Source organism: Streptomyces lydicus, from assembly GCF_001729485.1.
GTDB classification, from domain to species: Bacteria; Actinomycetota; Actinomycetes; order Streptomycetales; family Streptomycetaceae; genus Streptomyces; species Streptomyces lydicus_D.
Map to the genome: position 1 here is coordinate 6,264,485 of NZ_CP017157.1, position 26,068 is coordinate 6,290,552.

Here is a 26,068-nt window from a genome sequence, read left to right on the forward strand (position 1 = left end):
GTCCGTGGTCTGGGGCCGGGGCGGGCGTGCGGCCTGCGGCGTGGGGGCCGGTCGGGAGGGGTCCGCACGCCACGTCTCACGGGGCGAGCGGGTTGGGCAGGGTGACGTAGACGGACTGCGTCTCCACGGGGCCGACCAACTCGTCCAGGCCGTGCAGCCGGGTCGCGAGGTTGGCCTTGCAGCGCAGCGTGCGGGCGGTGAGCAGCTGTTCCGGAAGCGGCGAGCGGTACGCGGGGGGTGCCGCGGCGGCGTCGGAGAGGAACCGCCGGAAGGCGGCGAGCAGGATCTCCTCGCGCACGAGGCGCTGGGCGCCGAACGCCCCGATGAGACCGAGGACGTTGTTGATGCCCAGGTAGTAGGCGAAGCGCTCGTCGACGACCTCGTCGGCGACGAAGGTGTCGCTGACCGTGCCGATGCCCGGCAGCCGCCGCTCCAGCGCGGCGCGGTGGGAGGCCCGGAAGTAGTAGCCCTGGTTGTCGCGGTAGCGGCCGCCGACCGGCCAGCCGTCGGGGTCGAGCAGCACGAGGGTGTTCTGCTGGTGGGCCTCCAGGGCGATGCCGGCCGTGCCGTCGAGCCACAGCAGGGGCCGTACGACCGCTTCGAGATAGCGCAGGAACCACTCCGTCGCCACCGCGCCCGGGGAGCGGCCGGTGCGGCCGCCGAGGGCGCCGACGAGGTCTTCGAGGCGGGAGCGGACGCCCGCGTGCCCGGGCCAGGGACGGGGCGAGGTGAGGCCGGCGATGCACACGGCGTCGTCGGTGGTGCTGAAGGGGTTGTGGCGGATGACGGCGTCGAGGCCCTGGACGGGCGTGCCGTCGGGACCGTCGACGGCGAGATAGGCCGGGTCGCGGACGATGTCGAAGCGGGGGTGGACAGCTTGCCACTGCTCGGCGAGGCCGGTGCGCAGCAGCCGGTGCACCTCCACCCCGCGCACGAGTTCCTTGCGGAGGTTCTCCCGGCGGGAGTTGGTGATGCGCAGCCCGAGGGAGAGTTTGAGCATGGCCTCCGCGTCGGGGCGGTAGACGGTGCGGACGGAGGAGGTGGGGCACCAGCGCGGGCCGTGGGGCCCCAGGTCGTGCAACAGGCCGGCGTCCCGCAGCGCGACGATGTCGGGGCGGTCGGCGAGTTCCCTGGCCTGCCAGGGGTGCACCGGCAACGGCACGGTGTCGTCGGGGAGTCGGAGCTCTTCACCGGCGAGCCGGGCGGCGAGCTGCTCGGCCGGTACGGGCTTGCCGCGCTCCGTCCAGGCCGAGTCGGTGGCGACGGCGGAGCGGTGCACGGCCATCCAGTGGAGCGCGAAGGCGCCGCGGAGTTCGGGTGAGTAGGCGCGGGTCTCGGCGTCGGACAGGCCCTCGCGGCTCTTGGGCGTGGGGTGCAGCGGGTGGCCGAAGAGGAGGGACTGTTCCGCTTCGAGGAAGAGAGCGGCGTGGTCGTCGGCGGGCCGGGCGCGCCGGTCGGCCAGGAAGGTGGCCACATTGCGTACGGAGTCGGCGACCCGGCCGACGAGTTCGGCGCCCTCGCCGTCCGGTGTTTGCGGCTGCGCGCCGTCCGGGCCGCTCTGCTCGTCGGCGTCCGCGACCCGGTGTTCGCCGCCGTCCGAGGCCCGCCGGTCGCCGTCGTGCGCTGCCTCCCGGCGCAGCAGCGCGGCGAGGGTGACGGCGTCGAGCGGGGCGGCGCCGGCCGGGGCGCCTTCGAGGGCGGGGGCGCCCAGGCGGTGCCAGCCGGTGGGGGACCAGTAGCGGACGGGGACGTGCAGGGCGCCCGCACCGGCCCGCAGCGGGACGCGCAGCCGGCCGCCGGCCGGCCGTTCGCTGCCGCTCTCCCGCAGCCAGCAGCGCAGCAGATGCTCGATGCCCGCGGCGTCGGCGGCGACCGCCGGGTCGGGGTGGTCGAGGGGGTCGTGGTCGCCGTGGCGGGCGCGGTCGTAGGGGCCGGGTGCCGTGTGGGGTGCGGTCCGTGCCGGGTCCTCGTGGGTCTGCTGGTGGCAGCCGTCGTCCGGGGCGCGCCGCTGCTGGCGCGGTACGGACTCGATCGTGGCGGCGCTCTGGTGCCGGTCGGGGGTGGTCTCGCCGGGCGGGACGTTGTCGGGGCCGGGGCGTTCGTTCATGGGGTGGTGCCTCGCAGTGTCGTGGGGGACGAGCCCGTCGGCCCGGGGGTGGTGCGGACCGCCGCCGTGACGGCGTCGGCGAGGCGGTCGAGGATGGCGTCCGCCTGTTCGTCGGTGATGGTCAGGGGTGGCAGCAGCCGGACGACGGCGGAGTGCCGGCCGCCCAGTTCGACGATCAGGCCGCGGTCCAGGCATGCCTGCTGGACGGCGGCGGCGAGCCGGGGGTCGGCGGGGCGGGCGCCGGTGGCGTCGGCGTCGGCGCCCCGGTCGACGAGTTCGATGCCCAGCATCAGTCCGCGGCCGCGGACGTCACCGATGCAGTCGTGGGATGCGGCGAGGTCCGCCAGCCGGGCCAGCATCCGTCGACCGAGTTCGCCCGCGCGCTCGGCGAGGCCGTTGGCACGGACGTACGCGAGGGTGGCGGCGCCGGCGGCCATGGCGAGTTGATTGCCGCGGAAGGTGCCGGCGTGGGCTCCGGGCGGCCAGGCGTCGAGTTCCTCGCGGTAGACGATGACGGCGAGCGGCAGGCTGCCGCCGATCGCCTTCGACAGCACGAGCACATCCGGCACGATCCCGCTGCGCTCGACGGCCCAGAAGGTGCCGGTGCGGCCGACGCCGGTCTGCACCTCGTCCACGATCAGCGGGATCTGCCGGCTCGCGGTGAGTTCCCGCATCTGCTGCAGCCAGCTGTCCGGGGCGGGGATCACCCCGCCCTCCCCCTGGACGGGTTCCAGGATCATCCCGGCCGGCCGGGGCACCCCGCTCTTGTGGTCGTCGAGCAGGCTGCGGGTCCAGCGCGCGGCGAGTTCGGCGCCGCGCTCACCGCCCACGCCGAACGGGCAGCGGTAGTCGTACGGATAGGGCAGCCGGACCACGCCGGTGCGCTGCGCTCCCCCGGAGGCGGCGAGCGCCTCCGCGGTCATGCCGTGGTAGGCGCCGGAGAAGGCCATCAGGCCGTCCCGGCCGGTCGCCGTGCGGACGAGTTTGAAGGCGGCCTCGACGGCGTCCGTACCGGCCGGGCCGCAGAACTGGATGCGGGCCCTTTCGGCCAATTCCGCGGGCAGCGTGGCGAAGAGCTCGGTGGTGAAGGCGTCCTTGACGGGTGTGGCCAGGTCGAGGACGTGCAGCGGGGCGCCGGAGTCGAGGACCGCGCGGATCGCTTCGAGCACCACGGGATGGTTGTGGCCGAGGGCCAGCGTCCCGGCACCGGAGAGGCAGTCGAGATAGCGCCGGCCATCGGCGCCCTCGATGGTCAGGCCCCGGGCCCGGACCGGGACGATGGGCAGCGAGCGCGCGTACGTGCGGGCAGCGGACTCACGCAGGGACTGCCGGCGCAGGATCCCCTCGTGGGCCGGCGGAGCGGCCGCCGGCACGGTGTCGGTCAACGCCACGGCAGTTGTGTCCTCCTGCTTGGTGAGGTGCTGGATACCGCGCGAGCCCTGCGGGCAGCCCGGACGTCCCCCGTACGTACCAACGACGGCGGCGACGCCGGATCACGGTCCGCGGCAAGATCCTTGTCGGCCGGGAACCGGGGACCCGAGTACCGCCGTCCCCATCGTCACCGGCATAGTGGGGTGCCGCGCCGAGATCTTGAGGTTCATGACAAGTTCAAAACCGGCGCGACTCCGCTCAAGCCACACCGGCTCAGCTCGATTCACACAGGGGGAACCCACCCATGCGACCCATACGACGGTCAGTCCTGGCCGCCGCCGCCCTCACCGCTGTCGTGGCGCTCACCGCGACCGGCTGCGGGCCGGAGGGGGACAACGCGGACGCCAAGCCCAGCCAGTCCGCGGCGGACACCTCGGGTGGGGGTGAGATCAAGATTCCCCAGGACATCCAGGACAAGCTCAAGGAACACGGCGTCGACCTGGACAAGTGGAAGAACGGGGAGTGGAAGAACTGGGACCGGGACAAGTGGCTCCGGGAAGCCGGGGAGTTCATCAACCCGATCATCAAGAACTTCTGGAACCCGGACAAGATCGAGAAGGTCAAGCCCCCGAAGGACCCCAGCAAGCCCGAGGACATCTCGGAGGACCAGGGCAAGACCGACCCTGAGCCGGCCGCCGTCCCGGCTCAGGCCGTCAAGACCCCCTACACCGCCACCGCTCCCGGCGTGGGTCTGCTGCTCTTCAGCACCCCCCAGGGCGAGTCGCGTTGCTCCGCCACCGTCGTCAAGGACCCGGCGCACCCCGGTAAGTCCAACCTCGTGTGGACCGCCGCGCACTGTGTGCACGCCGGCAAGAACGGCGGCTGGTACCGCAACATGATGTTCGTGCCGAACTTCAACAGGACCGGTGGCACCGCCGACCAGTTGAAGACCAAGCCCTTCGAGGACCGCGTCCCGTCGGGCAAGTGGTGGGCCGACGACATGGCGACGTCCAACGAGTGGATCAAGGACGGCGGCGCCGTTCCGGGCGTGCCGATGGCTCCGTACGACTTCGCGCTGATGCACGTGAAGCCGGAGGAGAGCACCGGTGGCAAGTCGCTGGAGGAGGTCGCCGGCGGCGCGTACGAGGTCGACTTCAACGCGCCGGCGATGGCCAAGATCCCGAGCCTGACCGCGCAGGGCTACCCGGCCGAGGCGCCGTTCGACGGCGCGGCGCAGCAGCAGTGCACCGACAAGCCGACCCGGCTGTCGATGGACGCCAAGAAGCCGACCATGTACCGGATCGGCTGCACCATGACCGGTGGCTCCTCCGGTGGCCCCTGGTTCATCAAGGGCGCCGACGGCAAGCCGGTGCTGGTCTCCAACATGTCGATGGGTCCGCGTCCGGCCCGCTGGTCGGCCGGCCCGCACCTGGGCCCCGAGGCCAAGACGATGTTCGACACCATGAGCAAGAAGTGGGCGAGCAAGAGCTAGTGGTGTGAGGGGCGGTGCCCGGTGCGGCACCGCCCCGTCACCTCGGCGGTGCCACGCGAAGGGCCCGCTCCCGATCTCCCGGGGGCGGGCCCTTCGCGTGTGTACGGTCGCCTCGGGCGCCGGAGCCGCGTTACGCGGCGGGCACGAACGGCTCGAATTCAGCGGCCAGTTCCTCGTGCACCCGCGCCTTGAGCACCGTGCCCTCGGCGGTGTGCTCCTCGGAGAGCACCTCGCCCTCGGCGTGCGCCCGCGAGACCAGGGCGCCCTGGGTGTAGGGCACCAGGACCTCGATCTCGACCTGCGGCCGCGGAAGCTCCTCGTCGAGCAGCTCCAGCAGCTCGTCCATGCCCTGGCCGGTGCGGGCCGAGACCACGAGCGCGTGCTTCTCCTGGCGCAGCAGGCGCTGCAGCACCAGCGGATCGGCCGCGTCGGCCTTGTTGACGACCACGATCTCGGGCACGTCCGTCGCGCCCACGTCGCGGATCACCTCGCGCACGGCGGCCAGCTGCTCCTCGGGCACCGGGTGCGAGCCGTCGACCACGTGCAGGATGAGGTCGGCGTCGCCGACTTCCTCCATGGTGGAGCGGAACGCCTCGACGAGGTGGTGCGGGAGGTGTCGGACGAAGCCGACGGTGTCGGCGAGGGTGTAGAGCCGCCCGCTGGGGGTCTCGGCCCGTCGGACGGTCGGGTCCAGGGTGGCGAACAGGGCGTTCTCCACCAGCACGCCGGCGCCGGTGAGGCGGTTGAGCAGCGAGGACTTGCCCGCGTTGGTGTAGCCGGCGATGGCGACCGAGGGGACCTTGTTGCGTCGGCGCTCCTGGCGCTTGATGTCCCGGCCGGTCTTCATCTCCGCGATCTCCCGGCGCATCTTCGCCATCTTCTCGCGGATCCGCCGCCGGTCGGTCTCGATCTTGGTCTCACCGGGACCACGGGTGGCCATACCGCCGCCCGCCGAACCGGAGCCACCGCCACCCATCTGCCGGGACAGCGACTGACCCCAGCCGCGCAGCCGGGGCAGCATGTACTGCATCTGTGCCAGCGAAACCTGCGCCTTGCCCTCACGGGACTTGGCGTGCTGGGCGAAGATGTCGAGGATCAGGGCGGTCCGGTCGACCACCTTGACCTTGACGACGTCCTCCAGGTGGATCAGCTGGCCCGGGGACAGCTCACCGTCACACACCACGGTGTCCGCCCCGGATTCGAGCACGATGTCACGCAGCTCCAGGGCCTTGCCCGAACCGATGTAGGTGGCCGGGTCCGGCTTGTCGCGGCGCTGGATGACGCCGTCGAGCACCTGCGCGCCGGCGGTCTCGGCCAGCGCGGCGAGCTCCGCGAGGGAGTTCTCGGCGTCCTGCACCGTCCCCGAGGTCCACACCCCGACGAGGACCACCCGCTCCAGGCGGAGCTGCCGGTACTCGACCTCGGTGACGTCCTCGAGCTCGGTGGAAAGGCCCGCTACACGGCGGAGCGCGGCACGCGCCGAGCGGTCGTACTGGTCGCCGTCGCGCTCCCCGTCGATCTCGTGGCTCCAGGCGACGTCCTCTTCCATCAGGGCGTCGGCCCGAAGGCTCTCGGGGAGGCGCTGCCGGTCCTGCGGAAGGGAAGAAGAGGAGGTCATTTGATCCTTTGCGTCGTTGGGAAGCCCTCACGGGGCCGGGCGGCCCCACCGGGACTGTCGCTGGTGTCAACGAACGAGCCGCCCCGGACATTCCCCGGGCCGGTCCCCGTCGACCCGACGATGGTCCCACGGCCCGCGAGGACCGTCACGCGGGTTTTCCGGGCTGCACCGGTTTCGCCGGCTGCGGGGCCGTCTGCGCCGGTTTTCCGGGCTGGAGGGGTTTGGTGGGCCGGACGGCCCCACCGGGCTGCGGCGGGGTCCCCGGCTTCTCGGCGGCGGCCTTCGGCTGCCATTCCGGGTGGCCCGGCATCGGGGGCGTCCGCGCACCGAAGAGCCATGCCTGGAAGAAGCCCGTGAGGTCCTGTCCGGAGGACTTGGAGGCGAGGGCCACGAAGTCCGCGGTGTCGGCCACGCCGTCGCGGTGGTGGGTCACCCACTCCCGTTCGAGCCGGTCGAAGGCCGTCGGGCCGATCTTCTGCCGCAGGGCGTACAGCACCAGCGCGCTGCCGTCGTAGACGACCGGCCGGAAGATGCTGATCTTCTGGCCGGGGCTGGGGGCCTTGGGGGCGGCGGGCGGTCCGCCCTCGGCACGCCAGCCGTCGGACTGCTCGTAGGCGTTCCGCATCCGGGCGTCGAGGGAGGCCCGGCGGTCGCCCTTCTCCTGCGCGTAGAGCGCCTCGTACCAGGTCGCGTGGGCCTCGTTGAGCCAGACGTCGGACCAGCGGCGGGGGCTGACGCTGTCGCCGAACCACTGGTGGGACAGCTCGTGCACCATCACCGACTCCACGTACCAGTCCGGCAGGTGCCCGCTGGTGAACATGGCCTTCTCGAAGAGCGAGAGGGTCTGCGTCTCCAGCTCGAAACCGGTCCGGGCGTTCGCGATCAGCACGCCGTACGCCTCGAAGGGGTACGGGCCGACCTTGCGCTCCATCCAGGCGATCTGCTCGGGGGTCTTGGCCAGCCATTTCGCCAGGGCACGGCGGTCCGCGGACGGCACGACGTCGCGGACCGGCAGACCGTGCGGCCCGTGCCGCAGCAGCACGCTGGACTTCCCGATGGAGATCTGTGCCAGCTCGGTGGCCATCGGGTGGGCGGTCCGGTACGTCCAGGTGCGGGTCGCGGCGCGCCGGCCCCCGCCCACGGGCAGCCCGTTGGCGACGGCGGTGAGCTGCTGGGGCGCGGTCAGGTGGAAGGTGAAGAACGCCTTGTCGGAAGGGTGGTCGTTGCACGGGAAAACCCGGTGCGCGGCGTCCGCCTGGTTGGCCATCGCCAGCCCGTCGGCGGTACGGATCCACCCGCCGTCGCTCGCGCCCCGCGGGTCGCTGGTGTGCTGGACGGAGATCTTCAGTTCCTGCCCGCGGGAGACGTGGAACGACGGGGTGAGGACCAGATCCTCACCGTGCTGCTCGTACTTGGCGGGCAGCCCGCCGATGGTCGCCGCGCGCACGCTGCCGCGGGCGAAGTCGAGGTTGAGGTGGTCGAGCTCGGTGGTGGCGCGCGCGGTGATCACGGTCGTGACGTTCATCGGCCGGTCGTTGTGGCCGGAGTAGTCCAGCGTGACGTCGTAGGACGTGACGTCGTACCCGGTGTTGCCGAGGGTGGGGAAGAGCCGGTCGCCCAGACCCTGCGCGTCCAGGGGCTGCGGCGCGGCGACGCCGAGGGTCGCGACGGCGGCCAGCCCGAGGGCGGCGGCCCGTCGGCCGGGCCGCCTCCGCCGGCCGCTGGAGGCACGGCGGGGCAGGGCTGGGACGGGGCGATCGGCTTCAGGGGACGGGCGGCGCGAGGGAAGGGACATGAACTACGGCTACCAACGCGGCCACCCGCGCCGTGGGCGAGCCGCCAAACGGCACCCGAACGGGCGGCGGATCGTGCGTCCGTACCGGTGCGGGTTCCCGACGGGGCGTCACCTCGGGGGACGTGCCGCCGGTCAGGGGCGCACCGCGGCGGGCCGGCGGGTCCGGCCGGCCCGCAACACGTCGAAGACGCCGGGTACTTGGCGCATGGCGCGCATCAGGGACGGCAGGCCGGCGGCGTTCGGCAGATGCAGCGTGTACGTGTGGCGGACCCGCTGTTCGTGCGGGGGTTCGACGGCGGCCGACACCACGGCGGCGCCCTGGGAGGCGATCACCTCGGTGAGGTCGGCCAGGAGGTGCGGCCGGCTGAACGCCTCGGCCAGGAGGGTGACCCGGCAGCCGTGGCCCGCCTGGCCTGCTCCCCGCCAGCGCACCCCCACGGGCTGGCGGCCGGTCGCCGCCATACGGGCCACGACGGGACACAGCGCACGGTGCACGGTGACCGTGCCGCCCCGTACGGCGAAGCCGGTCACGGAGTCCGGCGGGACCGGCGTGCAACAGCCGGCCAGCCGGACCGCGGCGCCGGGCAGGTCCGCCACCGCGAGCACCGAACCGGGGGTGACCGAGGCCACCGCCGAACGGCCCCGGTCGGGGTCCGGGGACGGGACCGGGCGGCCCACGGGAGGGACCACCACCGGCGGCTCACCGGCGCCCCCGGGGCGCCCGCCGGGGTCCCGGGGGCCGGCCAGCCAGCGGGCGATGGCGAGCCGGGCCGCGGGCGTACGGGCGTGTTCGAGCCATTCGGGCGAGGGGCCGGTGGCGCTGTCCGGGGCCATCAGCAGCTGCAGGCTGTCGCCGTCGCGCAGGACGGTGGCGAGGGTCGCCAGCCGGCCGTTGACGCGGGCCCCGATGCAGCAGTGCGCCGCCTCGCCGTACCGCTCGTAGGCCGCGTCCACGCAACTCGCGCCGGGCGGCAGCCCGAGGGCACCGCCGCCGGCCCCGGGCGGGCCCTCGGAGCCGTCGGAACCGTCCGGGGCGGCGACGGTGCAGAAGACCGTGATCTCCCGGTCCTGGGCGAGGTCGTCCCGCAGCGAGGTCCAGAACGTGTCCGGGTCGGGGGTGGTGCGCTGCCACTCCAGCAGCCGGGAGAGCCAACCGGGGCGGGTCGGGTCGGCCCGCTCGCCGTCGGGGGCGTCGGCGCCGTCCGTGGGGGTGTACGGGTTGCCCAGCGCGATCACTCCGGCCTCGGCGACCCGGTGCATCTGGTGGGTGCGGATCAGCGTCTCGGCGATCTCCCCGGACTCGCCGGCGACGGCGGTGTGCAGCGACTGGTAGAGGTTGAACTTGGGGGCCGCGATGAAGTCCTTGAACTCGGAGACCACCGGGGTGAAGCAGGTGTGCAGCTCGCCGAGGACCGCGTAGCAGTCGGCGTCCTCCGCCACCAGGACCAGCAGCCTGCCCAGGTCGGAGCCGGTCAGCTCGCGGCGGGCGAGACGGACGCGGTGCACGGAGACGAAGTGCCGTGGCCGGACGAGGACTTCGGCGTCGATACGGGCCTCGGCCAGGACCGTGCGCATCCGCTCCGCGACCGCGGCGAGCGGATCGGGGCGGGTGGCGTACTCCAGGACCAGGGCGCGGGTCGTGGCGTACTCCTCCGGGTGCAGGATCGCGAAGACCAGGTCCTCCAGCTCGGCCTTGAGCGCCTGGACGCCGAGGCGTTCGGCGAGCGGGATCAGCACGTCGCGGGTCACCTTGGCGATCCGGGCCTGTTTCTCCGGCCGCATCACCCCGAGCGTGCGCATGTTGTGCAGCCGGTCGGCGAGCTTGATGGACATCACCCGGACGTCGTTGCCGGTCGCCACCAGCATCTTGCGGAACGTCTCGGGCTCGGCGGCGGCGCCGTAGTCGACCTTCTCCAGCTTGGTGACGCCGTCGACGAGATAGCTCACCTCGGCACCGAACAGGTCCCGCACCTGATCGAGCGTCACTTCCGTGTCCTCGACGGTGTCGTGGAGCAGCGAGGCCGTCAAGGTCGTGGTCTCCGCGCCCAGTTCCGCGAGGATCAGGGTCACCGCCAACGGGTGGGTGATGTACGGCTCGCCGCTCTTGCGCAGCTGCCCGCGGTGCGAGGACTCGGCGAGCAGATACGCCTTGGTGAGGATGTCCAGTTCGGCGTCGGGGTGGTGGTGACGGTGCACCTTCGCGACGTGTTCGAGGGCATGCGGGAGGCCGTCGCGCTGGGCCGGACCGAGCAGCGCGGCGCGCCCGATGCGGCGCAGCCCTCTGAGCTCCAGTCGGCGGCGGCCGCGCCTGCGGCCCGCTGCTTCAGGATTACCAGGGTTAGTGGCCTCTGCGCTCATGGGCACCTCCGGCAGCGTCGACCGGCGGTGGGACGCGCCAGTTCGGACGTCCGGGCCGGTGCTTGATGCTATCGAGCCCATCACGCAGCGCTGTCCAGCTCTCGCTCAGAGTGACCCGGATCACCCGTTCGAGCGAATCTTTTGGCCGGAACCCCCGTTTTCACGGGGCTGACCGGAGCGGATCCGGCCGGGTCCCGTCAGGCGAGCGCGGCGGACAGCCAGGCGGGGTCGAAGGTGCCTTCGGCGACGATCTCGGCCGGGCCGGTCATCTCGACGGTGCCGTCGGGCAGCTCGGTGATCGACAGGCTGCCGCCGAGCACATCGACCGTGTACGTGGCGGGCGTACCGGTCCGTGCCGGGTCCACGCCGTCCCGGCGCGCGGTGGCGACCGCGACCGCGCAGGCGCCGGTGCCGCAGGAGCGCGTTTCGCCCGAGCCGCGCTCGTGCACCCGCATCGCCACGTGGCGCGGTCCGCGGTCGACGACGAACTCGATGTTCACGCCGTCGGGATAAACCGCCGCTGGGCTGAACGGCGGTACGGCCCGCAGCTCACCGGCGTGGGCCAGGTCCTCGACGAACGCGACGGCGTGCGGATTGCCCATGTTCACGTTGCGGGCCGGCCAGCTACGGCCGTCGAGCGTGACCACGACGCCCTCCTCGGGGAGCGCCGCGCGGCCCATCGACACCGTGACGTCGCCGGACTTGGCGACGTGGACGCGGCGTACGCCGGCGCGGGTGGCGACGGCGAGGTCGCCGGCCTCGACCAGCCCGGCGTGCAGCAGGTAGCGCGCGAAGACCCGGACGCCGTTGCCGCACATCTCGGCGATCGAGCCGTCGCCGTTGCGGTAGTCCATGAACCACTCGGCCTCGTCGGCCTGGGCGCGCACCTCCGGGTGCGCGGCGGAACGCACGACGTGCAGCAGCCCGTCGCCGCCGAGCCCGGCCCGCCGGTCACAGATCCTGGCGACCGCGGTCGCGGACAGGTCGAGACGACCGTCCGGGTCCGGGACGATCACGAAGTCGTTCTCGGTGCCGTGGCCCTTGAGGAAGGCGATGCGCTCGGTGCTGGTCACCCTTGCATCGTACGGGGAGCGCGGGCGTGACGCGGGGACAGGGCCGAGCCTGTGGACAAGACCGGTCACGAGCACCGGGGCCCACTATCGGGGCCCGCCTCGGACCCGGACCTGGGCCGGGCTCGGGGGTGCGCTCATGTAGGCCAGGGATGTGCGCTCATGTACCCGCCCACCCCCCGAAGGGGGGTGGGCGGCGGGGAAAAATACGGAAGGGGAAAGCGGAAGGGAAAAAAGCCGGAGCGGAAGGGGAAAGCCGGAAGGGAAAAGGGACGCTCCCGAACGGGCCTCAGCGCGCCCCGGGCCCGTCCTCAGCGGAGGCGCGCCACCCGCCAGATGGCGAGGGCGGCGGGGACGGCGACCACCAGGGCGTACACGAGGACCACGCGCCAGCCGGCGCGGCGGCCGGAACCGCGGGCCGGGAGGCCGGGCCAGGTGTGGCCGACGCGGCGGGCGGCCATCATGCCCCAGCCGGCGGCGCAGCAGCACAGCAGCAGGCCGAGCATGGCGATCACCGCGCCCCCGTCGCCGCCGAACTCGAAGGCGAGGGGGAAGGCGAACATCAGCGAGCCGACGGCGGCGAGGCCGACGATCGGCGCGAGTTGCCACAGCCTCAGCCGGCGCGGCGGGCGCAGCTCCCGGAAGGACTCGCCGCCCTCACCGGGCCCGTCGGGGCCGACGGTGCCGTCGGTCACGGCGTCGGGTGCGTCGGAGTCGTCCAGGGTGTCCGGCGCGGTGAGCGGTCCCGAGCCGGGACGGACCGCGCCGGTGCCGGGCAGGCCGTCCTGGGTGTCCGGGCCGTCGTCGGACAGCGGTGCCGTGTCAGCGCCGTTGTCCGGCCGCTGGGCTCTGTTGCGAGGGCCGGCCTCCATTGCCACGCGCCCTCCCCACTGCAGACTGCACGCCTCGATCGAAGGTCGATGATGACACGCTCTCAGCGGCCCTGATGACGGCCGGAGCGTCCCGATGCCATGACGTGATCAGGCTGTGACCGCTCGTTCGAGCAACGCCAGCGCCTGCCCGGGAAGTTCCGCCCGCCGGTCGGCCGCACCGCTGAGCCAGTGGACCCGCGGATCCCGGCGGAACCACGAATCCTGACGGCGCGCGAAGCGCTTGGTGGCGCGTACCGTCTCGTCGCGCGCCTCCTGTTCGGTGCACTCCCCCGCCAGCTGGGCGAGCACCTGCTGGTAGCCGAGCGCCCGGGAGGCCGTACGGCCCTCGCGGAGCCCCTGGACCTCCAGGCGACGCACCTCGTCGACCAGGCCCGCCTCCCACATCCGGTCCACCCGCTGCGCGATCCGCTCGTCGAGCTCGGGGCGCTCGACGTCGACGCCGATCTGCAGGGTGTCGTAGACCGCCTCGTGGCCGGGGAGGTTGGCGGTGAAGGGGCGGCCGGTGATCTCGATGACCTCCAGGGCGCGCACGATACGACGGCCGTTGCCGGTCAGGATCGCGCGGGCCGCCTCGGGGTCGGCGGCGGCCAGCCGGGCGTGCAGCGCGCCGCTGCCGTGTTCCGCCAGCTCGGCCTCCAGGCGGGCACGCACCTCCGGGTCGGTGCCGGGGAAGTCGAGGGCGTCGATGGCACCGCGCACGTACAGGCCGGAGCCGCCGACCAGGACCGGGGTGCGGCCCTCGGCGAGCAGCCGGTCGATCTCGGCACGGGCCAGCTGCTGGTATTCGGCGACGCTGGCGGCGCGGGTCACGTCCCAGATGTCGAGCAGGCGGTGCGGTACGCCCTGCTGTTCCTCGGGGGTGAGCTTGGCCGTGCCGATGTCCATGCCTCTGTAGAGCTGCATGGAGTCGGCGTTGATGACCTCGCCGCCCAGGTGCTGTGCGAGCGCGACGCCCAGATCGGACTTTCCGGCCGCGGTGGGGCCGACGACGGCGATGACCCGCGGAGCGGGAACAGCGGTGTTCACCCCGTCAGTCTCGCAAACATCACGCGCCCATCTCGAACGAGCGACGTGACGGGCTACCGATGGGGTCGTTGCCTGTTGCGAGGTCCCGAGAGAGCCGGTGCATCACCGGCGCCCGTGGGCGGCGCACCGGTCCGCTCCGGGCGGCCTGGGATTTCGCCCACATGAAGAGCGTAGGAGCAGTTATGGGCGTGTTTTCGCGGTTTCGTCGCCGTAAGGACGAAGCGTCGACAGAGGAGAGTGCCGCTGCGACGGTGACGGCCGAGGCGGAGGAGCCGGCGGAGTCGGCCGCTTCGGCGGACGCCGGGAGTGCCGAGCAGGCCGAGGACGCCGATACGGCTGAGAAGGGCGGGACGGCGCCGGAGAGTGGCACGGTCCAGGAGGACGGTGCTCCCGCCGCCTCGGAAGAGGGCGAGAACGCAGCGCCCGAGGCGTCCGATGACGCGCCCGCGGATGCCACCGCCGAGCCGGCCGCGGAGGGCGCCGACGGCGCGCCGCGCGCGGAACAGTCCCCCGCGGAGAGCGCCGGTATCCCCCGGCAGCAGTCGGTGCAGGCCGCGGCGGACAGCGAGTCCGGCGAGGGCGCGCGCCAGTAAGTACGGCGCACCGTGCAGGAGTGGCGATCGGCCGCGGGGTGGCGCACCCCGCGGCCGCTGCCGCGTCCGGGCGCCGCGGCGGCTCCGACGGGCCCTAGGACCAGGTGGCCACGAAGTAGCCCACGCCGTACGGGGCCTCGTCGCGCAGCAGCCGGCCGGCCAGGCCCGCGTCCTCGGCGGCGCCGGTCAGGACCTGCCAGCAGGCCCGTCCGGACGCCTGGAGGTCGGCCGCCAGGGTCGCGTCGAGCGCGCGCAGCGCGGGGAGGTCGGCGGCGCCCAGGGCGCGGGCGGCCGCGGCGTCGAAGCCCTCGGCCCGTTCGTCGAAGTAGCCGGGGGCCTTGACCGTCCGGCAGGCGCTTCCGTCGCCCATCACCAGCAGGGCCACCCGCGGCGCGGACGCGGCCAGCTCCCGGCCGAGCGGCAGGCACCGCTCAAGGGGCAGCGGCTGCGCCACGCCCAGCCCCTCCACCGGAGCGTCGTCCCAGTCCGCGCGGGACAGCAGCCAGGCGCCGACGGCCAGCGAGGGAGGCAGCTCGCGCTCGGGCGTCTCCTCGGCCGCGCCCAGGGACACGTCGAGGTCCACGCCGAAGCCGCGGAACGAGCCGGGGGCGCCCTGCGGGTGCGGGCCCTGGCCGGCCCGTTCGGCCGGGCCGATGACGACCAGCCGGTCCGGGCGGGCCGCGGCGAGCACGCCGATCGCGTCCAGGCAGGCGGCGCGCACCCCGTCCAGCTCGGGTGCGGCGCCGGCGGCCACCTCCGGTACGAGCAGGGGCGGGCAGGGGCAGAGGGCGGCGGCTACGAGCATGCCACGCAGCGTAACGCCCCTGGTCCGTTCCCCTGCCACGGGTGCGGTGGCGACCGCTGGTCGGTCGCCGCCGGGGTCAGTCGCAGCCGCAGCCGGCCGCGGGTGCCGGGCTCGGCGCCGGGGCACCGATGGTCGGCAGGCCCAGCAGGACGCCCTGGGGCTTCTCCGCCGGGGCCGCGTTGCGCTTCTCCCAGGCGTCGCCGGCGCGGGTGCGGCGGACGGCCCTGGCCGGGCCCTCGGCGAGGAGGTGGTGCGGGGCGGCGTAGGTGATCTCGACGGTGACCACGTCGCCGGGCCGGACCGGCTCGTCGGGGCGCGTGAAGTGCACCAGGCGGTTGTCGGGCGCCCGGCCGGACAGCCGCCGGGTCGCGTCGTCCTTGCGACCTTCGCCCTCGGCGACCAGGACCTCCAGGGTGCGGCCGACCTGCTTCTTGTTCTCCTCCCAGGAGATCTCCTCCTGGAGGGCGACCAGGCGCTCGTAGCGGGCCTGCACGACCGCCTTGGGGATCTGGTCGGCCATCTCGGCCGCGGGGGTACCGGGGCGCTTGGAGTACTGGAAGGTGAATGCCTGGGCGAAGCGGGACTCGCGGACCGTGTGCAGGGTCTGCTCGAAGTCCTCCTCCGTCTCGCCCGGGAAGCCGACGATGATGTCCGTGGAGATGGCGGCGTCCGGCATGGCGGCGCGCACCTTCTCGATGATGCCGAGGAAGCGCTCCTGGCGGTACGAGCGGCGCATCGCCTTCAGGACGCGGTCGGAGCCGGACTGCAGCGGCATGTGCAGCTGGTGCATCACGTTCGGGGTCTCGGCCATGGCGGCGATGACGTCGTCGGTGAAGTCGCGCGGGTGCGGGGACGTGAAGCGCACCCGCTCCAGGCCCTCGATCTTCCCGCAGGCGCGCAGCAGCTTGCTGAACGCCTCACGGTCGCCGATGTCGGAGCCGTAGGCGTTGACGTTCTGCCCGAGCAGGGTGATCTCGCTGACGCCCTCGGCGACCAGCGCCTCGACCTCGGCGAGGATGTCGCCGGGCCGACGGTCCTTCTCCTTGCCGCGCAGCGCCGGGACGATGCAGAACGTACAGGTGTTGTTGCAGCCCACGGAGATGGAGACCCAGGCCGCGTACGCGCTCTCGCGCCGGGTGGGCAGCGTCGAGGGGAACGCCTCCAGCGACTCGGCGATCTCGACCTGCGCCTCCTCCTGGACGCGGGCGCGCTCCAGGAGGACCGGCAGCTTGCCGATGTTGTGCGTACCGAAGACCACGTCGACCCAGGGGGCCTTCTTGACGATGGTGTCGCGGTCCTTCTGGGCGAGGCAGCCGCCGACCGCGATCTGCATGCCGGGGCGCGCGGCCTTCTTCGGGGCGAGCTGCCCCAGGTTGCCGTAGAGGCGGTTGTCGGCGTTCTCGCGCACCGCGCAGGTGTTGAAGACGACGACGTCGGCGCCCTCTCCGCCCTTGGCTGCGGGTACGTATCCGGCCTCCTCCAGCAGCCCGGACAGCCGCTCGGAGTCATGGACGTTCATCTGGCACCCGTAGGTGCGGATCTCATAGGTCTTGCTCTGCTGAACGCCCACTGCCTGGCTCCGGTCGCTGCTGGTCATACGACAAGGGTAGGCGGTTCCGGGGGACGCTCCGGCCCGGTGTGGACGGGCGGTCCGGCGGCGGGGAGAGCGGGTGCGGAGGGGAGCCACCCTGTGTGGGGCATGCGGACACGGTGCGCGACCGGCGGGGCGGGGCAGGGCGGTTGGGCGGCGGGCCCCGGGTCGGAATGCGGTCGGCGGCCGGGAGGAGGTGCCCCGCCTCTCCCCTTCGCGTCGCGGTGCTGGCAGGATCCCGCCCATGGTCACAGCACTCCCCCGCACCGGCCGCCGGGCCCTCCGGGCGGCGACCGCCGCACTGGCCGTCCTGGGGACGGCCCTGTGGTGGCTGCTGTCCACGGGCGACGAGCCCGCGCCGCGCGGTCAGGTGACGCTGGCGACCGGGGTGCCGACCGGGGTGTACGCGCGCTACGGGGAGCTGCTCAAGCAGGACCTGGCGCGCGACCTGCCGGCGGTGGACCTGCGGCTGACCCGCAGTGAGGGGTCGATCGACAACCTGCGCCAACTGGTCGCCGGGCGCGCCCAGTTCACCATCGCCACGGCGGACGCGGTCGCCGCGTACAAGGTCGGGGGCGAGCCGGGCGCGGACCGGCTGCGGGCCTGCGCGCGGCTGTACGACGACTACATGCAGCTGGTGGTGCCGAAGAGCTCCGGGGTGCACTCGACGAGGGACCTGCGGCGGCTGCGGGTCGGGGTGGGAACCGACGGCTCCGGCGTCCAGCTGATCACCCGGCGGCTGCTGGAGGCGGCCGGGCTGGACTTCGACAAGGACATCGAGCCGGTACGGGTCGGCATCGACCGGATGCCGACGCTGCTGCGGGAGGGCAAGCTCGACGCCTTCTTCTGGTCGGGCGGGCTGCCGACGACGGCGGTGCAGCGTCTGGCTCAGCGCTACCCGGTGCGTCTGGTCCAGCTCGGCGACCTGACCGAGGGCCTGCACCGGCAGGGCGAGCGCACCCGCTACTACCGGGCCGCGGTGATGCCCGCCGACGCCTATCCGCGGGCCCAGGACGGCGAGGCGGTGAAGACGATCGCGGTGGCGAACCTGCTGGTGACGACGGACCGCGAGGACGCGGCGCTGACCCAGGGCATCACCCGGAGCGTGATCGACAGCCGGGACCGGATCGGGCGGCAGGTGCACGCCGCGCAGAAGGTGGACCTGCGGACGGCGGTGTTCACCGATCCGCTCCCGCTGCACGAGGGCGCCCGGCGCTACTACCTGTCCGTGAAGCCCTGAACCGGGCCGCACCGCTCGTCCGTGCGGCCCTGAGCCCGGCCCGGCTCCCCCGCGCCCGGCCGGGCCGCGGTGTCAGGCGCGCGGTGCCCCGGCGCCGCGGCGGGCCGGCCGGCTGCGGCGGGGACGGCGGCGCCGACCCCCGGTGCCTCCTCCGCCGGCGCCGGACCGGGCGTCCGAGCCGGGCGACGGGGCCGGCGCGGCGAGCACGACCGGCACCCCGCTCGGGGTCCGCGCGCCGGTGATCCGCACCAGCTCGGCGTCGCCCGGCCGCACCTTCGCGGTACCCGGAGTGATCTTCGCCTGGCGCATCAGCCGGGTCATCTCGCGGCGTTCCGCCGGCGTGACCAGGGTGACGACGGTGCCGGACTCACCGGCCCGCGCGGTACGGCCGCCGCGGTGCAGATAGTCCTTGGCCTCGGTCGGCGGATCGACGTTGACGACCAGGTCGAGGCCGTCGATGTGGATGCCGCGCGCGGCGACGTTGGTGGCGATCAGCGCCTCCGCCTGGCCGGTGCGGAACTGCTCCAGGGTGCGGGTGCGCTGCGGCTGGCTCTTGGCGCCGTGCAGCGCCGCGGCGCGCACGCCCTGGGCGAGCAGGTGCTTGGTGAGCCGGTCCGCGCCGCGCTTGGTGTCCACGAACATGATCACGCGTCCCTCGCGGGCGGCGATCTCGGTGACGGTGGCCCTCTTGTCGGCGTCGTCGACGTACAGGACGTGGTGGTCCATGGTCGTGACGGCGCCGGCCGACGGGTCGACGGAGTGGGTGACCGGGTCGGTCAGGAAGCGGCGCACGAGCTTGTCGACGTTGCGGTCGAGGGTCGCCGAGAACAGCATCCGCTGACCGTTCGGGTCGACCTTCTCCATCAGCCTGGTGACCTGCGGGAGGAAGCCCATGTCGGTCATCTGGTCAGCCTCGTCGAGGACCGTGACGGCGACCTCGTCGAGCTTGCAGGCCCGCCGGTCCAGCAGGTCGGCGAGCCGGCCGGGCGTGGCCACGAGCACCTCGGTGCCCTTGCGCAGGGTCTCGATCTGCCGGTTGATCGAGGTGCCGCCGACGACGGTGGCGGTCCGCAGCTCCAGCGCGGTGGCGTACGGCGCCAGCGCGTCGGTGACCTGGCCGGCCAGCTCGCGGGTGGGCACCAGCACCAGCGCCAGGGGGCGCTTGCTCACCGCCCGCTTGCCCGCCGTGCGGTTGAGCAGCGCGAGGCCGAAGGCGAGGGTCTTGCCGGAGCCGGTCTGCCCGCGGCCGAGCACATCGCGGCCCGCGAGGGTTTCCGGCAGGGTCGCGGCCTGGATGGGGAACGGCCGGGTGACACCCTGCGCACGCAGCGCGGTCAGGAGGGCCGGGGCCAGCGGCAGCTCGTCGAAGGAGCCGGCGGGCGTGGGGGAGGACGTCGGGGTGGACGTCCGCGGGGCGGCGCTCGGTCGCGATGCGGTCGCTCGGGTCACTGAAAGCCCTTCGAGGAGAGGGAGCGGTGGGGTGGTGCGGTTCCGCGCTCTCCCGAGGGGCGACACCCGGTTTGCCGGGGAGACGGGGAGGCGGTGCATACGGGACGGGGCCCGCACCGGCTGGCCGGTACGGGCCCCGTCCACGGGACGCGAGGCGTCAGGCGGGGATGATGTTCTCCGCCTGCGGGCCCTTCGGGCCCTGGGTCACGTCGAAGGTGACCTTCTGGCCCTCGAGGAGCTCACGGAAGCCCTGAGCCTGGATGTTCGAGTAGTGGGCGAAGACGTCGGGGCCGCCGCCGTCCTGCTCGATGAAGCCGAAGCCCTTTTCCGAGTTGAACCACTTCACGGTGCCGGAAGCCATGATTTTCTCCTTCATGGGGCAAAACGGGAGACCACACCGCGTGGCCTCCGTGTCGCCGAGATGATTGCCCCACACCGGAAAATTCCGGAAAAACAAGGAACGCCCGGGGCTACCAGCCTCCGGGCGCACACAAAGTTCATGGGTACCACAACTGCAACGTCATCGACGGTACCACAGGTGTCCGGGTGTCGGGCGGCGGGTCAGGGCGCGGTGCGCGGCACGGTGACGGTGACCTTCAGACCGTGCGGCGGGTGCGGGGCGTAGGCGATGGTCGCGCCGCCCGCGGCGAGCAGCGCGCGGGTGATCGACAGCCCGAGTCCCGAGCCGGAGACGTTCTGGTGGCGGCCGCTGCGCCAGAAACGGTCACCGACGCGGGCGAGTTCGTCGTCGGTGAGGCCGGGGCCGCGGTCCGCCACGGTGATCACCACGCGGTCGCCGTCCGGCGCCACCTCCACCGTGACCGGCCGGCCGGCCGGGGTGAACTTCAGGGCGTTGTCGACGACGGCGTCCAGCGCGCTGGAGAGGGCGATCGGATCGGCCCAGCCGGTCACCGCGCTGTGCCCCTCGTAGCTCAGGCGGACGCCCTTGTCGTCGGCCATCGGGCGCCAGGAGCCGACGCGTTCGGCGGCCAGCGCCGCGACGTCGGTGAGCTGGAGGTCGGCGGCGGTGTGCTCGGCGAGCGCGAGGTCGAGCAGGTCGTCGAGGACCCGGGCCAGCCGCTTGCCCTCGGTGCGGACCGAGGCGATCTCCTCGTTGCCCTCGGGGAGTTCGAGGGCCAGCAGCTCGATCCGCAGCAGCAGCGCGGACAGCGGGTTGCGCAGCTGGTGGGAGGCGTCCGCGACGAAGGCGCGCTGCTGCTCCAGGACCTCCTCGACGTTGTCGGCCATCTCGTTGAACGAGCGGGCCAGCCGGCGCAGTTCGGGCGGGCCCGCGGTGCCGGCCACCCGGGACTTCATCCGGCCGGTGGCGATGTCGTGGCTGGCCGCGTCCAGGACCCGTACGGGTCGCAGCACCCAGCCGGTGAGGCGGATGGCGGCGGCCACCGCGACCAGCATCGCCGCGCACTCGCCGGCCGCGATCAGCAGCCAGCCGTGCAGGATGCGCGAACGCATCTGCCCGGTGGGCGAGTCGGTGACCACGACGGCGACCACGTCGCCGTCGCGGATGACCGGGGAGGCGACCGGGATCCGGCCGTCGTCGTCCCAGGGCCAGATCTGGTGCGGATCGTGGCTGCGGCGGCCGGCCAGCGCCTCGCTGAAGGCCCGGGCGCCCTCGCCGTCCCGGGGCACCGGCAGGCCGTGCGGGGCGGCGGCCATCGGGGTGTGGTCGCGGTAGAAGACGCCCGCGCGGATGCCGTACAGGCCGTAGTAGCGGGCGAGTTCGGCGTCGAGGGTGGCGCGCCGCTCGTCCTCCTCGGGCGTCTTGTCGTGGACGTCCGCGTCGGGGCGTGCGGTGACGAACTGGGCGAGGGCGGCGAAGCGGGCGGCGTCGTCGATCCGGTCGACGACCACCTTCTGCTGTTCCACACCGGCCGTGATGACGCCCAGCGGCAGGCCGAGGGCGAGCAGCACACCGGCCATGAGGACGATGAGGAGCGGGAGGAGTCGGGTGCGCACGTGCCGGCGGCGGCCTTCAGGAGGCCGGGGCGGCGGGCCGGCCGGGCGCGGCCGGGACGACGAGGCGGTAGCCGACGCCCCGCACGGTCTCGATCAGGGCGGGCATCCGCAGTTTGGCCCGGAGCGAGGCGATGTGCACCTCCAGCGTCCGGCCGGTGCCCTCCCAGCTCGTCCGCCACACCTCGCTGATGATCTGCTCCCGGCGGAAGACCACCCCGGGGCGCTGGGCGAGCAGCGCCAGCAGGTCGAACTCCTTGCGGGTGAGCGGGACGGTGGCCCCGTCCACGGACACCTGACGGGTGGGGAGCTCGACGGTCACCGTGCCCAGCCGCAGCGCGTCGTCGGCACCGCTCTCCTCGGCCGGCTGATCGCCGCCGCGGTCCGCCGGGGACACCGTGCGCCGGCTCACCGCGTGGATACGGGCGAGCAGTTCGCCGGTGTCGTACGGCTTGACGACGTAGTCGTCCGCGCCCAGATTGAGGCCGTGGATGCGGGAGCGCACATCGGACCGCGCCGTCACCATGATCACGGGGATGGCGCAGAGCTTGCGGATCCGGCCGCACACCTCGAAACCGTCCTGGTCGGGCAGCCCGAGGTCGAGCAGCACCACCGAGAACGGCTCGGCGTCATCGGGCAGCAGCGCCTTGAGCGCCTCCTCGCCGTTGCGCGCGTGCACCACGGCCAGGCCGTGCCGGGCGAGCACCGCGGACAGGGCCGCGGCCACGTGGTCGTCGTCCTCGACGAGCAGCAGTCTCATCGGCCCTCCTCCCTGGGTGCGTGCGTACGGGCCACAGGGCATCTACGGCGATGGGAGGCGTGCGCGTCAAGAGGCGGCCACCTCCGGGCCGCCATCCGTTACCCAGCCGGTACGCCGACGGCACCGCTCCGCCTCCCCCGTCCCTTGTCCCCCACTGCGGGTCACGCAGAGTTCCCCGCTGCGACCAGATCGTTATGCTCAATTTCCCCTCAGATGTAATGACGCTGGTCGAAGCGCCTCACTAGGGTCCTCCCCAACCGAGGAGGACGGAGCTGTACGCCGATGAGCGAAGTATCGGTGACCAAGAACGCCGAGGGCCCCGCGCACGCCGGGGACCAGCTGGTCGTGCTGGACAACGTGAACAAGCACTTCGGCGCGCTGCACGTGCTCCAGGACATCGACCTGACGATCAACCGTGGTGAGGTCGTCGTCGTGATCGGGCCCTCGGGCTCCGGCAAGTCGACGCTCTGCCGCACGATCAACCGCCTGGAGACCATCGACTCCGGCAGCATCACCATCGACGGCAAGCCGCTGCCGCAGGAGGGCCGCGAGCTCGCCAAGCTCCGCGCCGACGTGGGCATGGTCTTCCAGTCCTTCAACCTCTTCGCGCACAAGACGGTGCTCGAGAACGTGATGCTGGGACAGACCAAGGTCCGCAAGACGGACAAGGCGGCCGCCGAGCAGAAGGCACGTGCCCTGCTCGACCGGGTCGGCGTCGGCACCCAGGCGGACAAGTACCCCGCACAGCTCTCCGGAGGCCAGCAGCAGCGCGTGGCGATCGCCCGCGCGCTGGCGATGGACCCGAAGGTGATGCTGTTCGACGAGCCGACGTCCGCGCTGGACCCGGAGATGATCAACGAGGTGCTGGACACGATGCAGCAGCTCGCCCGGGACGGCATGACCATGGTCGTGGTCACCCACGAGATGGGCTTCGCGCGCTCCGCGGCGAACCGGGTCGTCTTCATGGCGGACGGACGCATCATCGAAGAGGCCGAGCCGAACCAGTTCTTCAACAACCCGCGCAGCGACCGCGCCAAGGACTTCCTGTCGAAGATCCTTCACCACTGAGGCCGCAGTTGGGCCACGATGATTGCCAACACTTGTTGAACCAAAGGATGTTCACCATGAGGATGCTCAAGACGGCTGCGGCCGGTGCGGTGGTGCTCGCGCTGGCGGCCACGGCCACTGCGTGCGGCGGCGAGTCGGGTACGGCGGGCGACAAGCCGGCCGGCGGCGATGTCTACAGCGGCACGTACAAGGTCGCCACGGACGTCAAGGTCGACTCCCCTGTGCTGAAGAAGGCGCAGAAGGCCAAGAAGATCGTCATCGGTGTCAAGGCCGACCAGCCGTTCCTGGGCTTCAAGGACCCGGCCACCGGCAAGTACTCCGGGTTCGACATCGAGATCGCCAAGATGGTCGCGGCCGACCTCGGCTTCTCGGAGAAGCAGATCGAGTTCAAGACGATCGACTCCAACGTCCGTGAGACCACCATCTCCAAGGGCGACGTCGACTACTACGTCGGCACCTACACGATCAACGACGAGCGCAAGAAGCAGGTCGGCTTCGCGGGCCCGTACTACACGGCCGGCGCGGACCTCCTGGTGCGCAAGGACGACAAGGCCATCACCGGACCGGACTCCCTCAAGGGCAAGAAGGTCTGCTCGATCGCCGGCTCGACGCCGCTGCAGGAGATCAAGAAGCCGAAGTACGGCGCCCAGACCACCGAGCTCTCCAAGTACTCGGACTGCGTGAAGTACCTCCTCGACGGCCAGGTCGACGCCGTCACCACCGACGACGCGATCCTCAAGGGCTACGCCGCCCAGCGCCCGGAGAAGCTGCGGGTCGTGGAGAAGCCCTTCACCAAGGAGCCCTACGGCGTCGGCATGAACAAGGACGACAAGGCGCTGCGTGACGCGATCACCAAGGCGCTGGAGAACCACATCAAGAACAACGACTACAAGAAGGCGTACGAAGGCACGCTCGGCAAGTCCGGGTCGAAGTACGTCGCCCCGGAGACGCCGCTGCCGACGTACTGAGGCATCGCGCACCAACCGGACCGCGCCGCCCCGTACGCCCGCCGCGGCGGGTGTGCGGGGCGCGCTGTCTTCCCCCGCCCGGCCGCCCCACCCGCCGTCGACCTGATGACCGCTACCGCGGAGACCCCATGAACGTACTCCTCGATTATCTGCCCGAGTTCCGGGACGGATTCCTCGGAACGCTGGCCATCACCGTGTCCAGCGCCCTGCTCGCGCTGGTGCTCGGCGTGCTCATAGCCGGTTTCCGGGTCTCCCCGATCCCGCCGCTGCGCGCCTTCGGGACGGCCTGGGTCACGGTGCTGCGCAACACGCCGCTGACGCTGCTCTTCCTGGTCGCGTTCTTCGTCGTGCCGCAGATCCTCTTCCAGGGCGCGAGCCCGTTCGTGCTCGCCACGCTCGCGCTCGGCTTCTACACCTCCTCCTTCGTCTGCGAGGCGGTGCGGTCCGGCATCAACACCGTGCCGATGGGGCAGGCGGAGGCCGCGCGCAGCCTCGGTATGACGTTCTCCCAGACGCTGCGCATGATCGTGCTGCCGCAGGCCACGCGCACCGTCCTCCCGCCGCTGAGCAGCATCTTCATCGCGCTGACGAAGAACTCCGCGATCGCCGGCGCCTTCAGCTTCGGCGAGCTGTTCAACGTCTCCAAGCTGCTCAACGACAAGGGCTACGCGATCGCCTGGATCTTCCTGTGGATCGCGCTCGCCTACCTCGTCATCACCTTCGCCATCAGCGGTCTCTTCCGGCTGCTGGAGCGCCGGATGGGGGTCGCCCGATGAGCGGACGCGACGTGGGGGTCCCGCCGGCCGAAGGCCCCCGGCCACCGCTGGGAGGCGCCCCCGGGAGAAGGAACAGCACGATGTGGGTGCCACGCGCAGGCGGGGCGGATCGAAGCGAGGTCAGCGCATGAGCAACGCCAGCGTTCTCTACGACGTACCGGGGCCGAAGGCGAAGGCGCGCAACCGCGTCTACACCGTGGTCGGGGCACTCGCGGTACTGGCGCTGATCGCCTTCGTCGTGCTGCGGCTGAGCGCCAAGGGCCAGCTGGAGCCCGAGGTGTGGAACATCTTCAACAACGCCGGTGTGCGGACCAACATCCGCGACGGCGTGCTGACGACGCTCCAGGTCTTCGCGGTCGCGGCGGTGCTGTCCCTGGTGCTGGGCGTGCTGCTGGCCGTGGCACGGCTGTCGGACCACAAGCCGGTCCGCTGGCTGGCGACCGGCTTCATCGAGCTCTTCCGTGCCGTACCGCTGCTGATCACGATCTACGCGCTGTGGGTGATCCTGCTCAGCAACCGCGAGAGCCTCGGCCTGGCCGACAGCCAGCCGCAGTTCTGGGCGCTGGTCATCGGGCTGACGGTCTACAACGGCTCGGTCCAGGCCGAGGTGCTGCGGGCCGGCATCAACTCGGTGCCGAAGGGCCAGCGCGAGGCCGCCTACGCCCTGGGCATGCGCAAGACCCAGGTCATGACGACGGTGCTGATCCCGCAGGCCGTCCGGGCGATGCTGCCGACGATCATCAGCCAGCTCGTGGTGACCCTGAAGGACACCTCCCTCGGCTACATCATCACCTTCGAGGAACTGCTCTTCACCGCCCGCCAGATGAGCACCAACATCATCGTCAACGGCAACGACACCTACGTCCCGGTCATCATCGTCACCGGCGCCATCTACGTCGCTATGTGCCTGGCGCTGTCCGCCCTCGCCAACTGGATCGAGGCGCGCGGCCGGCGGGCCAAGACCGGCATCGGGGTCACCGCGGCCGGCGAGCCGGTGGCGGCCACCGACGCACTGGACACCGCGGACGCGGCCCCGGGCGGCCCGCTGGCGGCGAAGGACTGAGCGGACCGGAGGCCCCCGGCCGGGATCGGGGGCGGCCGGGCGGCTCCCGGC

The 26,068-nt window shown here is 72.5% G+C and carries 21 protein-coding genes; 7 read left to right on the forward strand and 14 right to left on the reverse strand.

Features of this window, described 5'->3' with window-relative positions:
* Positions 1–76 precede the first annotated feature (76 nt).
* Positions 77–2,107 (reverse strand): IucA/IucC family protein, encoded by a 2,031-nt coding sequence (locus tag SL103_RS27140; protein WP_069571561.1) that lies wholly within the window; start codon positions 2,105–2,107, stop codon positions 77–79.
* Positions 2,104–3,498: a diaminobutyrate--2-oxoglutarate transaminase family protein gene (locus SL103_RS27145; protein ID WP_069571562.1), complete on the reverse strand. Its 1,395-nt coding sequence runs from the start codon at positions 3,496–3,498 to the stop codon at positions 2,104–2,106. The genes SL103_RS27140 and SL103_RS27145 overlap by 4 nt, the downstream gene beginning before the upstream one ends.
* Before the next feature lie 284 nt (positions 3,499–3,782).
* Here SL103_RS27145 and SL103_RS27150 point away from each other — a divergent pair, with 284 nt between their 5' ends.
* Entirely contained in the window at positions 3,783–4,970 is a 1,188-nt protein-coding gene (locus tag SL103_RS27150; protein WP_069571563.1) for a trypsin-like serine peptidase, read from the forward strand.
* 130 nt (positions 4,971–5,100) lie between these two features.
* Here SL103_RS27150 and hflX read toward each other — a convergent pair whose 3' ends face one another.
* The 6 genes from hflX to miaA form a co-directional block, all read right to left on the reverse strand.
* A complete protein-coding gene (gene hflX, locus SL103_RS27155; protein ID WP_069571564.1) occupies positions 5,101–6,588 on the reverse strand; it encodes a GTPase HflX in 1,488 nt (495 codons plus the stop codon).
* 145 nt (positions 6,589–6,733) lie between these two features.
* Positions 6,734–8,383: a M1 family metallopeptidase gene (locus SL103_RS27160; protein WP_079146007.1), complete on the reverse strand. Its 1,650-nt coding sequence runs from the start codon at positions 8,381–8,383 to the stop codon at positions 6,734–6,736.
* 132 nt (positions 8,384–8,515) lie between these two features.
* Positions 8,516–10,741, reverse strand: coding sequence for a RelA/SpoT family protein (locus tag SL103_RS27165; RefSeq protein WP_069571565.1), 2,226 nt, complete (start codon positions 10,739–10,741; stop codon positions 8,516–8,518).
* A 197-nt stretch (positions 10,742–10,938) separates the two neighbouring features.
* Positions 10,939–11,814 (reverse strand): diaminopimelate epimerase, encoded by an 876-nt coding sequence (gene dapF, locus SL103_RS27170; RefSeq protein WP_069571566.1) that lies wholly within the window; start codon positions 11,812–11,814, stop codon positions 10,939–10,941.
* A 308-nt stretch (positions 11,815–12,122) separates the two neighbouring features.
* The gene (locus SL103_RS27175; RefSeq protein WP_099055462.1) at positions 12,123–12,683 is read right to left on the reverse strand and encodes a hypothetical protein; all 561 of its coding nucleotides are present in this window, start codon (positions 12,681–12,683) and stop codon (positions 12,123–12,125) included.
* 108 nt (positions 12,684–12,791) lie between these two features.
* Positions 12,792–13,730, reverse strand: coding sequence for a tRNA (adenosine(37)-N6)-dimethylallyltransferase MiaA (miaA, locus tag SL103_RS27180; RefSeq protein ID WP_069571568.1), 939 nt, complete (start codon positions 13,728–13,730; stop codon positions 12,792–12,794).
* Between the two features lie 251 nt (positions 13,731–13,981).
* On the opposite strand from miaA, the gene SL103_RS27185 reads away from it, so the two are divergent.
* Positions 13,982–14,323, forward strand: coding sequence for a hypothetical protein (locus SL103_RS27185; protein WP_244304056.1), 342 nt, complete (start codon positions 13,982–13,984; stop codon positions 14,321–14,323).
* Between the two features lie 94 nt (positions 14,324–14,417).
* On the opposite strand, the gene SL103_RS27190 is transcribed toward SL103_RS27185, so the two are convergent.
* Together SL103_RS27190 and miaB are read right to left on the reverse strand one after the other, a co-directional pair.
* Complete coding sequence (locus SL103_RS27190; RefSeq protein ID WP_069571570.1) at positions 14,418–15,128, reverse strand: class III extradiol dioxygenase subunit B-like domain-containing protein; 711 nt, start codon at positions 15,126–15,128, stop codon at positions 14,418–14,420.
* Between the two features lie 76 nt (positions 15,129–15,204).
* Positions 15,205–16,725 carry a tRNA (N6-isopentenyl adenosine(37)-C2)-methylthiotransferase MiaB gene (gene miaB / locus SL103_RS27195; RefSeq protein ID WP_079146008.1) on the reverse strand — a complete coding sequence of 507 codons (1,521 nt, stop codon included), beginning with the start codon at positions 16,723–16,725 and terminating at the stop codon, positions 15,205–15,207.
* A gap of 238 nt (positions 16,726–16,963) precedes the next feature.
* Between miaB and SL103_RS27200 the strand changes: the two genes are divergently transcribed.
* On the forward strand, positions 16,964–17,959 hold the full coding sequence (locus tag SL103_RS27200) for a TAXI family TRAP transporter solute-binding subunit (RefSeq protein ID WP_069571572.1): 996 nt from the start codon (positions 16,964–16,966) through the stop codon (positions 17,957–17,959).
* 72 nt (positions 17,960–18,031) lie between these two features.
* On the opposite strand, the gene SL103_RS27205 is transcribed toward SL103_RS27200, so the two are convergent.
* From SL103_RS27205 to SL103_RS27220, 4 genes are all read right to left on the reverse strand, one after another.
* Positions 18,032–19,507, reverse strand: a complete 1,476-nt coding sequence (locus SL103_RS27205) for a DEAD/DEAH box helicase (protein ID WP_069574154.1) — start codon at positions 19,505–19,507, stop codon at positions 18,032–18,034.
* Positions 19,508–19,565: 58 nt separating this feature from the next.
* Positions 19,566–19,769, reverse strand: coding sequence for a cold-shock protein (locus tag SL103_RS27210; RefSeq protein WP_033267390.1), 204 nt, complete (start codon positions 19,767–19,769; stop codon positions 19,566–19,568).
* Positions 19,770–19,969: 200 nt separating this feature from the next.
* A complete protein-coding gene (locus SL103_RS27215; protein WP_069571573.1) occupies positions 19,970–21,385 on the reverse strand; it encodes a sensor histidine kinase in 1,416 nt (471 codons plus the stop codon).
* 16 nt (positions 21,386–21,401) lie between these two features.
* Positions 21,402–22,142: a response regulator transcription factor gene (locus SL103_RS27220; RefSeq protein ID WP_069571574.1), complete on the reverse strand. Its 741-nt coding sequence runs from the start codon at positions 22,140–22,142 to the stop codon at positions 21,402–21,404.
* A 282-nt stretch (positions 22,143–22,424) separates the two neighbouring features.
* On the opposite strand from SL103_RS27220, the gene SL103_RS27225 reads away from it, so the two are divergent.
* From SL103_RS27225 to SL103_RS27240, 4 genes are all read left to right on the forward strand, one after another.
* Positions 22,425–23,210: an amino acid ABC transporter ATP-binding protein gene (locus SL103_RS27225; RefSeq protein ID WP_069571575.1), complete on the forward strand. Its 786-nt coding sequence runs from the start codon at positions 22,425–22,427 to the stop codon at positions 23,208–23,210.
* 56 nt (positions 23,211–23,266) lie between these two features.
* Positions 23,267–24,178: a glutamate ABC transporter substrate-binding protein gene (locus SL103_RS27230; protein ID WP_069574156.1), complete on the forward strand. Its 912-nt coding sequence runs from the start codon at positions 23,267–23,269 to the stop codon at positions 24,176–24,178.
* Positions 24,179–24,306: 128 nt separating this feature from the next.
* Positions 24,307–24,954 (forward strand): amino acid ABC transporter permease, encoded by a 648-nt coding sequence (locus SL103_RS27235; protein ID WP_069571576.1) that lies wholly within the window; start codon positions 24,307–24,309, stop codon positions 24,952–24,954.
* 127 nt (positions 24,955–25,081) lie between these two features.
* Positions 25,082–26,017 (forward strand): amino acid ABC transporter permease, encoded by a 936-nt coding sequence (locus SL103_RS27240; RefSeq protein ID WP_069571577.1) that lies wholly within the window; start codon positions 25,082–25,084, stop codon positions 26,015–26,017.
* The last annotated feature ends 51 nt before the right edge of the window (positions 26,018–26,068 follow it).